Below are 15353 nucleotides of genomic sequence, written 5' to 3'. Positions count from 1 at the left end.
AAATTATGAGTGAAAAGTGAAGCTATTCATTCTCTCTTAGCTAATTGTTGATGATAGCATATTTATTATTCCCGAAGAACATTTGATCCCATAAACCCTCAGCTTTATAAATTTTTTTCACACCATTCAATTCATGAGTCAGGTGGACATCCCCTAAGATACGAGTATAGGTAGGATTAGCCCCTGACTTTTTGGCTATCAAAGCCTGAGTAGAATCCAAATTGTCTAATAAACTTATTGAAACAATATCCCTATTTCTAATAAATTCTACTGTATAAGACTCAAAACTTGAAATAGGTTGAAGGTATATTAAATGATTATCCATAAACTTTTTAGTTTCGGGATGTTCTATAATATTTTCTCTCTGAATTTTAGTAAGAGATTGATCGTCCGATATTATTTTTCCATCTTTGGCTAACATAAACACAGGCAACCTTTTGTAGTTATAATTCTTCTCAGCAATAATATCGCAAGCAATGATGTCAAAACCATCAACTTTAGCTCTTCCCCAATACCAATGATTCATCAATTTCTCCATGCCGATATTGCCCCAGTTATGATCATGGTAACCAGTCCCATTTAATTGAATCATTTTATCACCAATAGTCAAAGTAGCTTCGATTGTCGCGGATGGTTGAGCAATAAACCATGCAAAGAAGTGCTCATCTTGGTCTCCGTAGAACCAATGACCGGTGTTTGGACGCCACATCGGTAATTTTGACGTCATTGTAGCATGATATTTAATATATCCTTCTTCAAAATGAAGGACATATTGTCCATCTTGGTATTTGAGGTAGGATTTGTTGATATTGACATCACAAATATCTTTTTTAGCGTTAAGCCTGCTGCCTTTAGCCTCTTGAGAAGACATAAGGATTTTGGTGCCATCAGGATATGTAATATCAATTTGGACTGTAGGCCATGCTGGTCCAAGAACATCAAAGTGGTTTTTGGTGTAAAAGGTAGTCACTACAGTTGTTCCGTCCTCAAATTCGGCATCAGTATACCACCACTCAAAAGAACCCTCCCTTCCATCTGTGCGCATGCCATCCTCTTTTGGCTGCGGTTCTGTAGGATGAATATTTAACTTTCTATAAGTTTCATCATCATTTGCCAATCTAACTTGTTCTACGTTTACACTCATTGTAACAACCTCCATTTTGTAATGTGCTAACGACCGAAAACTGATGCTTGTAATCAAGAGAAACTTTAATCAGTGGGGGTTTTCTCCACCCCTCATTGATTATCACCCCTCACCAATCGGGCTTTTACGGACAGTTCATCTCCCACCTAACTTCTTTGCTTTCGCTGAATTTTGAGGTGGGAGTGTTACTATCCGTTAATGCGGGATAAAATTGATAATTGTAATGTTTCTTGTATACAGTATAGAAAAAAACACCATATAATATATTATAATTTTCTAAATATATGTTCATTTATTTTCTTTCATATTATTGAAGTTTATGTTTTTTTAAGAATAAAAGATTTTATCATTAACAGGAGATTTAAATGATAGAGGGATACTAGAAAAAGTTATTGAATAGCATTTCTTATACTTACTGCACTTATATGAAACCGATATACAACTTCCTAAAAATGCAAATATTTTTTAGTGATTTAACATCTTTCGATAAAGTGAAACTTTAATCAGCCCTCACCAATCGGGCTTTTACGGACAGTCGATCTCCCACCTAACTTCTTTGTTTTGCCGAATTTTGAGGTGGGAGTCTTACTGTCCTAAAATAGCGGGATAAAATTGGTGGAGAAGCCAAATTTGGATTAAAAAACTCCACATGTAACATATAGTATGTAAGGAGATTATCTCATGGGCTATTTACAAAAAGTAGGTGGGGAATATTTGACGCTTACCTCATTAATTTAACATAGACTAAGAAGTCGCTTGTCAGCAGACAAGCGACTTCTCAGTCTATGTAACCCTTTTTGAAAAAGTTCATGCCGCGCATTGCACGTTATGATCCACTGCTAGCTGATGCCGCTGCTGTAGAAGCTGTAATTGCTGCGATCATAGCAGCCTGCTGTGCCTGTATAAGAACCTCTATCATTGTTTGTAAACCTGTGTTGGCAGCCTGACTTTCCGCACCTTTCTGACTTACGAACAATTGGATAGCAATAAGAATATTTGCATCCGTATGCCAGCGGAATAATTTGTCCCCCTGCAATTTTTCAATGAATGCTCGAATAGAATGAACCTCTTTCTCTCCATCCTCAAGCAACGCTAGTAGCCCGATAGCCGGATAATGCATTTGTTTTACTTTTACCTTTTCTCGCTTTAGCAGATTCCATATGTTTGTGCACTGTGCTACTAAAATATCTTCACTGACATCCTTCTTTAGAGAAAGAATATGACTTAAAAATTGAAGATTATTCCCTTTGTACATACCAGCTGCCGCCAGCTTCTGATAGAGACGTTCCACTCGATTCATAAGCGTCTCTACTTTCTCTGATTGTCCTGCTAGTAAAATAGCGAGCGGGTAATCATCTGTACTTGTAAGAAAGAAGTGATCCTCTTTCATGCGCTTATATACTTGCATTGACCGCTGAATGCGTACGTCATGCTGTCCAGTTTCTTCTGGTAAAAGCGCAGCTGCTGCCAAATAAGTAAATATACTCCGGCTAAAACCACCAGCGACTAATCGTTCATATAAGTCTAGAAACTTCTGAAACGCTTCTTTGTAATGTGTAAAGTGAATATCTAATGTTGCGGCAACCACAAAGCGATGATAGGACTTTAAATAGGAAAACATCCCTACCTGATCCTTAATATAATTACTGATTTCTAAAAAACGCTCAAGATGAAACAACTTATCACTGCCTGCATACATAGCGGCAATCATCATCCCTGTCCGAGAATCACTAGTTTTCCATTTTAGTTCCCCTTTTAACTGTGCATATATATGTGTGTATTGCTCCAGCTTTTGTTGCAATGTAATCATAGCTGTTCCCCTCATTTCCTTGTGTTTCTCTTCTATTATACTATAATTCCATATTTAGGAATATTGTTTTTTCATACAGACTTTGTAAGCTTATACTTTTCTTGTTATTCCCCCCATAATCATCCTATTAGTTATAAGTAAAGTCCCAATTCCCTTCTTCTTATCTCTTTTTATTCACTCCTAACAATATGTTCCATATGAATAGGCAAATCATTCACTTTATCCTTTAGAAAATCCGGTTTCAAGTTATATTCACTTACACGCTCTAAAGGTACCCATTGAAATACATACCTTTTGCCGTCTTCTTCAAGAAAGAAAGAATCCTCTCCCTTTGCAGGCAGCTCCAGTAAATTCACTTCATAATAAAAGCTGATTTCATGAAATTGATGTTCATCATATGTGAAAAAATTTTCAGCCATCCATAGCAGACTCTTCACATCAACATCTACTCCTAGTTCCTCTCTAAGCTCTCTTTTCACTGCCGATTCACTGCTTTCTAGCATCTGTACTCGTCCACCCGGTACATACCAGAAATCTTCTCCTTCATTTTGAATCATTAACATTTTATTATTATGTTTACATATTGCACCGACTCGATAGTTAAAACACGTTTTTTCTGATTTGAATGTAAGATCCATTATTCTGTATCCCCTTTATATGATTTGATATTTAACTACTAATATACTTCACTTGCAAATTTTGTTTATAAGCGATCATGATAGAAAACAATCCATTAAGAGCAAACAAGATAACTACTCCAATTGATAAATAAGCTAAATCTGGCGAAAACACATAAATCGCATGCCATGGAGAATCCGTAATATAGGTTAATCCCGGGATTATCGCAATAGATAGCACCAAGAAAATGATACCGTAAATGTACCATATGCTTCTTTTACGAACTTTTTTTGATCTCATCTTTACCAACAAATAAACAAGCATTAGAAAAAGTAAACATATTACCCCAATTGTAATTAATTGAACAATAGGAGTATTTGAAGGAATATCAACAGGTTCATCTCCATTTATTATATTTATAATACCTTGCTTCAAATAGAAAAGCGCCTCTTCTTCCAGAATATGATTTTTATTGGTGAGAATCACGCCACCCCAACCTGTTTTCGGTATAAAAAACATTTCAGCATGCGAATCAGGAGTTGAGCCTGAATGCCATATCATTTTCTCCTCAGAATCTGGATTTGTAATTCTTAGTCCTAGGCTATAGAAACGGTTTTCACCAGTTTGAATATGAGGTGATACATAAAGATTCATAGTATTTTCAGTTAAAAAATTGTCATTCTCTTGTCGACTAAGGAATTTGATGTATTGAACCATATCTTCTGCACTTGCCGTTATGTACCCATACGGTGTTCCCCCATTATCATATGTTACCGTACTTTTTCTAGGAATCCCAAACCATGATTGATAACCAGCAAGATATCCTTTTTTATATGCAGTATCATGATCAGCTGCTGCATTCTTCATACCTAATGGTAAAAAAATCTCCTGCTTCATGTAGTCAGAATACGTTTGATTGGTAACTTCTTCAATAAGAGAACCAAGAATTAAGAAATTCGCATCACTATATTGATGCTTTTCTCCAGGTAGAGCGGTAAGCGCAACATTTGATAGACTTTCCACATTATCTTTTATAGCGTTGAGCCCGTCAGATTCTTTGTCTGATATTGCTAAACCCGAATAAGTACTAATTCCACTTGAATGGGTAAGCAAATGTTTGATTGTTATTTTGGATGTTGCTTCTTTATCTTTCAGTGTAAACCACGAAATATATTTTTTGACTGGATCTTCTAGGTTAACGGTACCTTCTTCAATTAATTTCATTATGGCTAAACCTGTTAATGATTTACTTATCGATCCTATAGTAAAGGGCGTTTCAGCAGTTACTTTTTCTTCAGTTTCCCCCGTTACACCCCAAGCTTTAGAATAAAATAAATCATTTTCATGAACGATAGCAATCGAGGCTCCTGGAATTCGATGTTCTTTTAAAAAGGTTTCTACGTAGTTATCTATCGCATTCTTAATATCTTTTTCTGCGGAAACTTTCGAGGCTGGTAGAAATAAAATAACCATATTCCATAATAAGTATATAAAAATGACCATGAATTTTAGTATTTTCATATTAACTTTCACCTGCTTATCGTTACCTTTCGTATATAAAAAACTACCAACGTGGCCATTAATATAGAAATAGAAATGCTAGTAATCATTAACAGAGAATTCCACCAAGAATTATCTGCTATCTGGTACAAAATATTATAGTCAAATGAATTATTAGTATGAAGTAGGTTGAATGATTCTGTTAAAAACATAGATAGTAGAAGTTGTGAAATGAGGTAGGTAACAATTGAAGTGAAAAATCCAATCACATATAAAATGCCTGTTCTATTTTTTGATTTTCGTATCTGTTTTATTTCAGAATGAAGATCAATTTCATGTATTTCTAAAAAATCTTTGATAAATGTTGTTGTATCTCCTAAATCATTTAGACTATTTTGGCCGTGTTCACGACATTCGTGAATATGTTCTAAAAGTTGCTGTTTAATAACTTTTCTGTTCTTTGAACTTACTTTGTATTGTTTTAACTCTTCAAGAACTTCATTTAAGAATTGTGTTTCTTCCATATTCAATCTCATGTTCATTCGAAATGTTCTCCTTTCAAACCACTTTGCAGTAGGGATTTTATATCCTGTTGTAACTCCAACCACTCGTTGATTTTTTTCTGAAGATACATTTCCCCTTTTTCATTCATTTCATAATAAACTCTAACCTTACCACTCTCTGTCATTTCACGGTAAGTGTGAACACATTCTTGATCTTTGAGCTTAGTCAAAATGGGATAAATGCTTCCTACTCCTTTCAGTTTTAAATTGTGTTTTTCTAACTCCTTCATAATTTCATATCCATAACTTTTACCCTTTGACAAAATAGATAACACACACATCTCTAAATGCCCTTTAATTAGACTTGTTCTATCCATAGGATAAATCTAACAAAAATATATACTTCATTCAAGTATATATTTAGAATTTTTTTACTTTTCTTAATCAAAATTACATTCATTTGATTTTAAATCCCTAAACACGTAAAACCCCGTCTAATTTTAGGACGGGGCAAAAATGAATTTTTTAAACCTTATTTTTATTACACAAGCATATTAGATTTTGAGAACTCCTAATTTAGAAGAGCCGATTTCCTAAATAAATTCTCCTCTGTTTGATAAATATATTCCCTCATCAAAATTTCTTCTTCTGAAACCACGCCTCTAGCAATTCTCCCTCTCTTTCTCTTGATATGCCTGCCTTTCGTTCTGTATCCTGTCTCGATTTCTCCCATTGATATATATCACAAATAGTATCTTCAATAGACCTGAATGAAAGACCAGCGTTAACAGCTTTTTCTATACTGATGAAAAAACCACCTTTCCATGGTTCTGTTTCCCCTTCTAACGGGAAAGTTTCAGGAATCCATAAAGGCATCTCCGTCCATGGCTGTACGTTATTCTCTAGTAAAAATTGTTCTTCTACCCACACAAATTCAGCATCGCTATTTGTTACCTCTTTACAAGTATTTAATAGTTCTTCTATCGTCAACTCATCATTCGGTCCTGTTACATTAAACTTGCCTACTTTTCTGTTCTCCACCATATCGAACGCCCAAGTTGCCACATCTTTTACGTCAATCAATTGAACAGGACGGTCCGAGCGTCCCGGCACCAATACTTTTCCACCTTGCGCTACACGCTGAACCCAGTATGGAAGTCGATCTGAATAATCAAATGCTCCAACAAGAAGCCCTGCTCTTATATGCAAAACACGCCCCGGCCAATACTTTTCTACTTCTTCCTCACATAAAACTTTCAACGCTCCATAATACTCGTAAGGTGAGATTTCTCCTGCCTCAATCGCTTTCAACTTATCACTAGGCGGCATAGACTGTACATGATAGTCTTCCTTAATATGAAATGGAATCCAATCTTTATAAGTAGAGATACTTGATATAAAAGTATAATGTTCGATGTTGTCTCCAAGTACAGCAGCAATTTTTTTAATTTGATGGGGAGCAAATCCACATGTGTCCATTACAACATCCCATTTTCGATTTGCTAAACATGATACATCACTGTCTCTATTGCCGATTAACTGCTCTACTTCAGGAAATACATCTTTATTCGTGCCACGATTGAATAAGGTAACTTCATGCCCTCTACTCAATGCTTCTTCAACCAAAGCTCTTCCTAAAAAACGAGTACCTCCTAATATAAGGACCTTCATAATTTTCCCCCATTCATTTTCATAACCTATAAATTTAACATTCATTTTATATAACGATTTTCCTAGTTAAAAAGTTACGGGGGTGATGAAAAAAAGGTGCTTGCTTATTATGCTCTATAAAAAATGTTGTTGCTTTTCTTCAATTCCCAAAGCCATGAAAATTAATGAAATTGCTAACATTTTTGACCTCTAAAATTTATAAATGTAACTATGTTTGCGAATAGGTGTAGTAATAGTTTCAAGAGAATTCCATTATACAAATATCCTTTTTCCAAACCACGATTTTAGATAGTAGGGTAAATAAACACTTCTATTAACATTTCCACAACCTATTAACTTCCACCAATTCCTGATCATGAAATTCCATTCTGTATATATCCGGTTTTGATGTATGTAGTAAAAAGTTCAAATCGTACTGATTGTCATAATACCCCATCATCAAAGTCATAACAGCTCCATGAGTGTCTAATACTACTTTCTGGCCCCGATAAGTCTTTAATAATTCTTTTAAAACTTTTATAGCTCGGTTCTGACAAACTGCATTATACTCTCCTCCCTTTAAAGCGAAGTTTGGATCAGAAAATGATTTTTTTAACAAAGGTAATAATTCCTTATCAGATATTCGCTTGTCTTCAGCAGAAAAAACCCTCTCTTTTAGATCTTCAAATACTAAAACTTCTTGCCCTAAACGTTTAGCTAACTCCTGAATAGTTAGGATGGATCGGTGGTATGGGCTTGAAACAAAAACCTCAATACCTTCCCCTTGTAATATATCAGTTATTCGATAAGTATCTAATTTCCCTTTTTCAGTTAACCCTCTTGTTCTTTCATTTTCTTCTGTTTTTGGTGATTCGCCATGTCTCACCATGTAAATGAAAGTTTTCATAATACTTTTCTACATCTTCTTCACAAATAATACCCTGCTCCCTCCATCCCCATCATAATTTGTATGTACAGATACTCCATCTACTTCCCCATCACCTATTTCAATTTCAAATCCAATTTCTTGATGGAATTGAATTGATTTTTTATTTACCGGAGAAGTTACCGCTTTTACAATATGACGATTATTTGCGCGAGCTGCATCGAAAAAATAAGAGTATAATGTAGAAGCTATGCCCTTTCTTCGATGTTTTGGATTTACTCCAATAAAATGAACATATGCTTCATCGCTATATGTTTGTGAGAAAAATCCACATAAAAATCCTGTAATCTCCCCATCCTGCTCGATAATAAAACTTGTTTCTCGGAAATGAACGAAAAAAAGTTTCGGCAACATATCAGCCATATTTCTCCCGCCCCACCACTCATTAAGCACGGAATGAATCGTTACATAATCTTCGTCTTGAAGGTGTCTTACTTTCATTTCTCTCTTCCTCTCATCCTATTATTCCCCATTTTATCTACACTTCTGATTACTAGGTAAATACAAATATCTACTATTACATAGACCCCTTCCATTCTAATGAAAAACATCACTTTATAATATTTACTATTTATAACAATACTTCCTCCACGTCCTAAAACTTTGACATATAAAAACATTTTATATAAAATATTTTTAATAATTAGAATATTAAAAACAAATGAGGTGAACTGATGAATCAACAAAACTCTGTCCAGAAAAAAGCACTCATAGCTAGTTTAATTGGTAGTTCTATCGAATGGTTTGATTTCTTCTTATATGGAACTGCTGCCACACTTGTATTTAACAAATTGTTTTTTGTAAACGAAGATCCCCTTGTCGCACTCATGCTTTCTTATCTTTCTTTTGGTATTCCATTTTTTATCCGTCCACTTGGAGGGATTATCTTTAGTCATATCGGTGACAAAATCGGACGAAAAAAGACACTTGTGTTAACCCTATCTCTGATGGGAGGGGCGACAGTATGCATTGGTTTGCTTCCTTCATACGAAACTATCGGTATACTAGCTCCTATTCTTTTAATATTACTAAGAATTATTCAAGGATTAGGAATTGGCGGCGAATGGGGTGGTGCTTTACTATTAGCCGTAGAATATGCACCGAAGGAAAAAAAAGGACTTTTTGGTAGCATCCCTCAAACAGGTGTAACAATTGGAATGTTACTCGGAACTGCTGCGATCTCTTTCATGACAATGATTTCTGGTGATAATTTTGTAACGTGGGGATGGCGAGTTCCATTTATTTTAAGTGCCGTATTGGTATTCATAGGGTTATGAATTCGAAACGGATTAGATGAAACACCAGATTTCAAAAAAGCAAAAGAAAGCGGAAATATTTCAAAACTACCTATTGCTGACACTTTACGTCATCATTGGAAATCTGTACTTATCGCTACAGGAGCAAAGGTAGCGGAAACAGGTCCCTTCTATATTTTCTCGACATTCATTGTTTCTTATGGGACATCGCAGCTAAAACTACCCAATACAACTGTCTTAAACGCAGTTACAATCGCTATGCTCATTACTACTATTATGATTCCGATTATGGGAAAACTTTCAGATTCAATTGGAAGAAAGAAAATGTACATATGGGGCACGATTGCAATTCTCTTATATGCTTTTCCCTATTTCTTAATACTAAACCAAGGAACAACTTTCTCTATCATTCTCGCAACTGTTATCGGTTTAGGTATTTTATGGGCACCTGTAACCGCCGTATTAGGTACATTATTCTCTGAAATTTTCTCCACTCAAGTACGCTATACTGGCGTTACGCTAGGTTATCAATTAGGAGCTGCATTAGCTGGTGGGACAGCACCGATGATTGCTGCTTATTTAATGAATGTGTATAACAATTCTTGGGTTCCGGTAGCTTTATATATTGTACTTACTTGCTGCATTTCTTTAATCGCTATCACTGCCGTTTCAACAAAGCAAATTGCAGAAAATGTACAAAAGCAAGATATACAAGCCTAGTCAATTGGGGGATTTTCAACTCCCCCTTTTCTATTAAAAGGAGGATAATTGAAATGATTCATATTACAGAAGAAATGGTACAAGAAACTTATAAAATGAAAGATTGCTTGCAAGACGTCGAAAAGGCATTCCAGTACTATATGAACAATGAGATTACAACACCTGTAAGGCTAAATATACAACACTCTCAAGAAGAGGCAAACTCCCTTTATATGCCCTCTTATGTAGCTCCAATTGAGTTTGCATCTACGAAAATCGTTAGTATCTTCCCTCAAAATACGCAAAAAGGGAAAAAAGCACTACAAAGCTTAATCGTTTTAACAGAAACAAATACTGGAGATCATGTCGCGACAATTGAAGCTTCCTATTTAACAACACTTCGCACAGGAGCAATGAGTGGTATTGCGACAAATCATTTCGCTCGTCAAGATGCTAGCATCTGCGTTGTCATCGGATGCGGCGCTCAAGCACTCGGGCAAATACAAGCTGTTATGGAAGTTCGTTCTCTAACTCGTATTCTCCTTGTAAACCGTACAATGCAAAAAGCATTTGAATTTAAAAATCAGTTACTCTCCTTATATCCAAATTGGAAAGGATCCATTGAAATTATGGAATCAGCTGACGAAGCTGTTGCAATGGCTGATATTGTCATTTGTAGTACCACCTCCACTACTCCTGTGTTTGATGGAAAATACATTAAACCTGGTACTCATATTAATGGAATCGGTTCTTACCAACCTCATATGCAAGAACTCGATTTCACTACATTACAGCGCAGCGATAAAATTATTGTAGATACATTAGAAGGTGTACAGCATGAAGCTGGTGATTTCTTGATTGCAAGCGAAAAAAATGAATGGGATTTTTCAAATGTACATAGTGAGCTCGGGGATATTATTTTAGGTCATAAACAAGGACGTTCAAACTCTGATGAAATTACTCTATTTAAATCAGTTGGGGTAGCTTTTTTAGATACAGTGGTGGCTAGTTCGATCTATCAAAAATATATGGAAAAATCATCCTTAAAGTGATTCGTCACCATAACACTAGGGATTATTTATATAATGTGAGAAAGGCTGTGAAGTTGTTTGAGGGGTTATAAAGCAATGCTATTTGATTTAGATGATACCTTACTTGATAGGGATAAGGCAGTAGATAACTTGTTTTCAATTATTTTAGAGAAGTGCTATGGGGATGTTAAACAACATTCAGTAAAAAACGAAATGTTGCAGAAATTCAAGGAATATGATAAAAGAAGCTATGGCTACAGTGACAAAGTAAAAGTTTTGGAATCATTTTTTGAGGAATTCCCACCAAAATATAGATTGCCATGGAATTACATTCAAGATTTTTGGAATAATAATTTTCCTCATTGTTTTTCTATAAACCAAAATACTATAAATATCATAAATACTATAAAGATGCATGTTAAAGTTGCAATTATAACAAACGGCTCAACTCAGAGACAAAAGGCTAAAATAATTAACACCAATTTAAATAGTTGTTTTGATATAATAATTATTTCTGAAGAAGTGGGATTTAGTAAACCTGACAAACGTATATTTGAATTAGCATTAAATAAGCTTAATGTGCAACCGGAAGCAGCATTATTCGTTGGAGATGACATAGAAAAAGATATTGGTGGCTGTCAAAATGCGAATATAAAGGGCATATGGTTCAATCCTTATATGATCAAGAATGATACCGAAATAAAACCATATGCCGAGATCAATTCTTTTGATAGATTATTAAGTTATTTTACATATTGGGGTCTCGCCACATCACCATCAAGCTAAGAAAAGCAAATACCCCAAAACACAAATTTCATCTCACTTTTTTGTTTTATAAGTTATTAATTTCTTTTAACACATGAAGATTTTTCATTTGAAGGTTCTGTTATCTTTCGTTGTTGATTTACTTTATTAAACTATTTGGAAGTTTTGTTGAACAAGTTGTAAATTTAACATCTTAAAGTAAGAGCATTTCTTTGTAATGAGAAATGCTTTTTATTTTTGTCAAAATTAAAAGGATATTTCAATAACAATAATAATATAATAAAAAACAATATGAATTTATTGTAAAACGATAAATCACATGATAAAATCATGTTGTCATTAAATAAGCGAGGTGCTTTTTATGAAACAAGTTACGACACTCTTTTTAAAGCTAGCTGTTATTTTTATAGGAATCCCAGTTCTTGCATTGTGCATATTTTTGGTGCCTAAGTTCGGGAATTTTGCTGGAGAATTGTATCCAGATATTGCTTATATGAAATCTCTCGTTTTAATCGATATGTACGCGGCAGCGATACCTTTTTACTTTGCTCTGTATCAAGCTTTTAAACTTTTAAGCTATATTGATAAGAACCAAGCGTTCTCGGAATTATCGGTAAAGGTTTTAAAGAATATAAAATACTGTACCATCACGATCAGTACCTTGTACTTGCTAGGTATGCCACTCTACTATCTCATAGCGGAAAGAGTTGACCCTCCAAGTATCATACCAATCGGATTGGTCATTATTTTCGCCTCTATGGTGATCGCCGTTTTTGCTGCTGTTCTCCAAAGACTTTTACAAGAAGCTATTAATATAAAATCAGAAAATGATTTAACGGTCTGAGGTGGAGGATATGGCAATTATTATTAATATTGATGTGATGTTAGCAAAACGGAAAATGAGCGTAACGGAGCTTTCGGAGAGGGTTGGGATTACGATGGCGAATCTTTCCATTCTGAAAAATGGGAAAGCAAAAGCGGTTCGTTTTTCAACATTAGAAGCGATATGTAAGACTTTGGATTGTCAACCAGGTGATATTTTGGAGTACAAAAGCGATGAAGACACTCAATAAAAACAGACAACAACTTTCTTCAACCAATGGGATTAGATAGTGAAATTAAGATGAAGGGATAGCGATTAAGCTATCCCTTCTCTGCGTTTATTATTGTTATTTAATTAGAGAATTCCATTGAGAAAAGGTTGATTGAACAAGCCAAAAGAGAAAAAAAGAAAGGGATTACCTATAAGGAACGTAGTAAACGGTTAAGTGGAATCAACGTGTATATTACGAACCTTTTTAGCAGCTTCTAACTTTCCTATCTTAATCATCACACTCAGACATGATAAAGACTTCAATTCTAATTAATTCAATCTTTTAACACGTCTGTATTAAGATTTTCTCTAGAACACTCTTTCAACTGTTCAATAGCTATCTTTCGCGCATGTTCTTCACAATCTATCAAAGACAGCCCTTGAGACATAAAACTCCAAAACTCATATCCACAATCCTCCATCCACCGATAGACTTCCGTTGTATATAAGTCATCTTTTCGTTTTATTATTTGAACTTTATATTTTTTACTTGGAGAAAAAAACTCTGCTATTACCTGCTCCATAACTAAATTCACCCCTTTCAAATATTCATGTACAAGCAGTATAATTTTTATTTTTTAGAATCCTATTTTATACCTTTATATTCACTTATGTCCGCATCATGGAACGCCTCTCGCCATACATCAAATGTTTTACAGAGTTCCCTAGTACCCTTCTTATGTAGATGAACATACTTATACCCATATTCATCTCCTTTTTTATGACGAACTTGGTTATTTTTTTTATTATAATTCTACCAGATCGGGTAACATCGTATTGTTCTTCATATCCTGTAACACTTCTTCTCTCTTCCACCATATCTTTCACCTCTAATAAATTGAGATTTTTTTAACTAGTTACATTTTTAAATCTGATTTATGAGTATTTATATTTTCATATTAACATAGACCTCTATTCACTCAGTGAATGACCCCTCCTTAACACTCTTACGAGTCGTTTGAAGAAGAGGCTTCCTGTTTCATAGAGCGTTGCTGCTTGGGAACCCAAGCAGTCTTACATACTCTCCACAGGCGTCGTTTATACTGTTTGGACACAACCTTGCCCTACAGTTTCATTCTTCGGTCGTTCTCACAAGTAATTGCTCTAATCCTTTCCGCAAAATGTTTAGACTTGCATTATAATCTCTGTCTAACACCGTTCCACACTTTGTACAAATATGTGTCCGAATCGAAAGTGATTTTTTCACACGATTCCCACAGCTAGAACAATCTTGTGATGTGTACGCTGGGTCTACTCTCACAAGTAAACCGCCAAATTTCTCACACTTATACAAAAGCATCTTACGAAAAGCGCCCCAGCCTGCATCAGAGATCGACTTCGAAACTTTTCGATTCCGAACCATCTTTCGAATATCAAGATTTTCTATACAAATCACCGAATACATTTGCGTGAGATGATAACTTAATTTGTGTAAGAAATCTTTTCTTTGATTCGCTACCTTTTCATGAAGGATCTGAATTCGTTCTACTTGCTTCTTATAGTTCGCAGCATCCTTCTTTTTCTTCGAAAGGTTACGCTGTGCTTTGCGCAGTTGTTTTTCTTTTTGCAGAAGAAATCTTGGATTTTCAAATACCGTTCTATTTGAAAGAACAGCGTATTGATTCAGTCCTACATCTATACCAATTGCATTTTCTATATCAATAGAGGGAGGTACATCCTGTCTTTCGACACTAAAAATAGCGTACCATCTCTTCGATTGGCGTTTCAGAATCAACTGTTTGATCGTTCCTTCTATCGGCCGATGCAGATGAATCTCTATTTCTCCTAACTGTTTGTTATATAAATTTCCGTTATCTGAAAATGACATCACAAAGCGGTGTTTCCCATTCGATTTGAATCCAAATTGAGGGAAAGTGAGACTATTATAGTCTTTATACTTTTTCAATTTAGGATAATTTGTATCCCCACTCAAAAAGCCATCATATGCCTTTTTGAGTCGTAAAAATACTTCTTGTAAGGGCTGTGATGGCACTTCTTTCAGAAAAGGATATCTCTTCTTATCGATTACTTGTTGCTTTTGCATGTCAGAACGTGTATACAATTGCTTATTTTCTTTATATTTTCTCTGTTTATCTAAAAGAGCAGAGTTATAGGTTTGACGACAATATTGTAGCCAACGTTCTAACATTTCTTTCTGTTCTTTCGTTGGTAAAATTTCATATTTTTGGCTCAACAACATTGTCATCACCTTCCTCTTTTTTCACTGTAGTGCTTCAGATCCCTAAAAACAAAGAAACGAATATACGTTCCCCTCACTACTAATATACATGAAGTTACAGAAAGAGGAAATGAAAACTTCGTGCTGTGCACGACCAAC

15 protein-coding genes and 1 pseudogene are annotated in these 15353 nt (G+C 34.9%); 5 read left to right on the top strand and 11 right to left on the bottom strand.

Features of this window, described 5'->3' with window-relative positions:
* Positions 1-40: 40 nt before the first annotated feature.
* From ORL93_RS02125 to ORL93_RS02085, 9 genes are all read right to left on the bottom strand, one after another.
* Positions 41-1144 carry a lipocalin-like domain-containing protein gene (locus ORL93_RS02125; protein ID WP_097795504.1) on the bottom strand — a complete coding sequence of 368 codons (1104 nt, stop codon included), beginning with the start codon at positions 1142-1144 and terminating at the stop codon, positions 41-43.
* 826 nt (positions 1145-1970) lie between these two features.
* A complete protein-coding gene (locus tag ORL93_RS02120) occupies positions 1971-2954 on the bottom strand; it encodes a DUF4003 domain-containing protein (RefSeq protein ID WP_265958548.1) in 984 nt (327 codons plus the stop codon).
* Positions 2955-3124: 170 nt separating this feature from the next.
* Entirely contained in the window at positions 3125-3592 is a 468-nt protein-coding gene (locus ORL93_RS02115) for an NUDIX hydrolase (protein ID WP_265958547.1), read from the bottom strand.
* Between the two features lie 31 nt (positions 3593-3623).
* Positions 3624-5093 (bottom strand): serine hydrolase domain-containing protein, encoded by a 1470-nt coding sequence (locus ORL93_RS02110; RefSeq protein ID WP_265958546.1) that lies wholly within the window; start codon positions 5091-5093, stop codon positions 3624-3626.
* Between the two features lie 8 nt (positions 5094-5101).
* Complete coding sequence (locus tag ORL93_RS02105) at positions 5102-5614, bottom strand: hypothetical protein (protein WP_098135904.1); 513 nt, start codon at positions 5612-5614, stop codon at positions 5102-5104.
* The gene (locus tag ORL93_RS02100) at positions 5611-5952 is read right to left on the bottom strand and encodes a PadR family transcriptional regulator (RefSeq protein WP_029426849.1); all 342 of its coding nucleotides are present in this window, start codon (positions 5950-5952) and stop codon (positions 5611-5613) included. Before ORL93_RS02100 ends, ORL93_RS02105 begins: the two co-directional genes overlap by 4 nt.
* 256 nt (positions 5953-6208) lie before the next feature.
* On the bottom strand, positions 6209-7246 hold the full coding sequence (locus ORL93_RS02095; protein ID WP_265958544.1) for an SDR family oxidoreductase: 1038 nt from the start codon (positions 7244-7246) through the stop codon (positions 6209-6211).
* A gap of 313 nt (positions 7247-7559) precedes the next feature.
* Positions 7560-8132: a histidine phosphatase family protein gene (locus ORL93_RS02090; protein WP_265958543.1), complete on the bottom strand. Its 573-nt coding sequence runs from the start codon at positions 8130-8132 to the stop codon at positions 7560-7562.
* 9 nt (positions 8133-8141) lie between these two features.
* On the bottom strand, positions 8142-8612 hold the full coding sequence (locus ORL93_RS02085) for a GNAT family N-acetyltransferase (protein ID WP_265958542.1): 471 nt from the start codon (positions 8610-8612) through the stop codon (positions 8142-8144).
* 233 nt (positions 8613-8845) lie between these two features.
* On the opposite strand from ORL93_RS02085, the pseudogene ORL93_RS02080 reads away from it, so the two are divergent.
* From ORL93_RS02080 to ORL93_RS02060, 5 genes and pseudogenes are all read left to right on the top strand, one after another.
* A pseudogene (locus ORL93_RS02080) lies at positions 8846-10147 on the top strand (MFS transporter).
* Positions 10148-10200: 53 nt separating this feature from the next.
* A complete protein-coding gene (locus ORL93_RS02075; protein ID WP_098161560.1) occupies positions 10201-11178 on the top strand; it encodes an ornithine cyclodeaminase family protein in 978 nt (325 codons plus the stop codon).
* 75 nt (positions 11179-11253) lie between these two features.
* Positions 11254-11943 carry an HAD family hydrolase gene (locus ORL93_RS02070; RefSeq protein ID WP_265958541.1) on the top strand — a complete coding sequence of 230 codons (690 nt, stop codon included), beginning with the start codon at positions 11254-11256 and terminating at the stop codon, positions 11941-11943.
* 340 nt (positions 11944-12283) lie between these two features.
* On the top strand, positions 12284-12766 hold the full coding sequence (locus ORL93_RS02065) for a DUF2975 domain-containing protein (protein WP_265958540.1): 483 nt from the start codon (positions 12284-12286) through the stop codon (positions 12764-12766).
* 10 nt (positions 12767-12776) lie between these two features.
* Positions 12777-12995 carry a helix-turn-helix domain-containing protein gene (locus tag ORL93_RS02060; RefSeq protein ID WP_004434885.1) on the top strand — a complete coding sequence of 73 codons (219 nt, stop codon included), beginning with the start codon at positions 12777-12779 and terminating at the stop codon, positions 12993-12995.
* A 295-nt stretch (positions 12996-13290) separates the two neighbouring features.
* On the opposite strand, the gene ORL93_RS02055 is transcribed toward ORL93_RS02060, so the two are convergent.
* Positions 13291-13539, bottom strand: a complete 249-nt coding sequence (locus ORL93_RS02055; protein ID WP_029426850.1) for a hypothetical protein — start codon at positions 13537-13539, stop codon at positions 13291-13293.
* A gap of 548 nt (positions 13540-14087) precedes the next feature.
* Complete coding sequence (locus ORL93_RS02050) at positions 14088-15221, bottom strand: RNA-guided endonuclease InsQ/TnpB family protein (RefSeq protein WP_265958538.1); 1134 nt, start codon at positions 15219-15221, stop codon at positions 14088-14090.
* Between the last annotated feature and the right edge of the window lie 132 nt (positions 15222-15353).

The organism is Bacillus sp. DHT2 (assembly GCF_026241455.1).
GTDB classification, from domain to species: Bacteria; Bacillota; Bacilli; order Bacillales; family Bacillaceae_G; genus Bacillus_A; species Bacillus_A pseudomycoides.
The sequence above is the reverse complement of the archived record's forward strand: the minus strand, read 5'-3'. Positions and strand labels throughout refer to the sequence as shown.

Excerpts from the sequence above, each read along its gene's own strand:
- ORL93_RS02105 (WP_098135904.1), bottom strand. The coding sequence starts at position 5,614 with ATGAACATGAGATTGAATATGGAAGAAACACAATTCTTAAATGAAGTT.
- ORL93_RS02125 (WP_097795504.1), bottom strand. The coding sequence starts at position 1,144 with ATGAGTGTAAACGTAGAACAAGTTAGATTGGCAAATGATGATGAAACT.
- ORL93_RS02055 (WP_029426850.1), bottom strand. The coding sequence starts at position 13,539 with ATGGAGCAGGTAATAGCAGAGTTTTTTTCTCCAAGTAAAAAATATAAA.
- ORL93_RS02085 (WP_265958542.1), bottom strand. The coding sequence starts at position 8,612 with ATGAAAGTAAGACACCTTCAAGACGAAGATTATGTAACGATTCATTCC.
- ORL93_RS02090 (WP_265958543.1), bottom strand. The coding sequence starts at position 8,132 with ATGAAAACTTTCATTTACATGGTGAGACATGGCGAATCACCAAAAACA.
- ORL93_RS02065 (WP_265958540.1), top strand. The coding sequence starts at position 12,284 with ATGAAACAAGTTACGACACTCTTTTTAAAGCTAGCTGTTATTTTTATA.
- ORL93_RS02110 (WP_265958546.1), bottom strand. The coding sequence starts at position 5,093 with ATGAAAATACTAAAATTCATGGTCATTTTTATATACTTATTATGGAAT.
- ORL93_RS02095 (WP_265958544.1), bottom strand. The coding sequence starts at position 7,246 with ATGAAGGTCCTTATATTAGGAGGTACTCGTTTTTTAGGAAGAGCTTTG.
- ORL93_RS02060 (WP_004434885.1), top strand. The coding sequence starts at position 12,777 with ATGGCAATTATTATTAATATTGATGTGATGTTAGCAAAACGGAAAATG.
- ORL93_RS02115 (WP_265958547.1), bottom strand. The coding sequence starts at position 3,592 with ATGGATCTTACATTCAAATCAGAAAAAACGTGTTTTAACTATCGAGTC.
- ORL93_RS02100 (WP_029426849.1), bottom strand. The coding sequence starts at position 5,952 with ATGGATAGAACAAGTCTAATTAAAGGGCATTTAGAGATGTGTGTGTTA.
- ORL93_RS02075 (WP_098161560.1), top strand. The coding sequence starts at position 10,201 with ATGATTCATATTACAGAAGAAATGGTACAAGAAACTTATAAAATGAAA.
- ORL93_RS02050 (WP_265958538.1), bottom strand. The coding sequence starts at position 15,221 with ATGACAATGTTGTTGAGCCAAAAATATGAAATTTTACCAACGAAAGAA.
- ORL93_RS02120 (WP_265958548.1), bottom strand. The coding sequence starts at position 2,954 with ATGATTACATTGCAACAAAAGCTGGAGCAATACACACATATATATGCA.
- ORL93_RS02070 (WP_265958541.1), top strand. The coding sequence starts at position 11,254 with ATGCTATTTGATTTAGATGATACCTTACTTGATAGGGATAAGGCAGTA.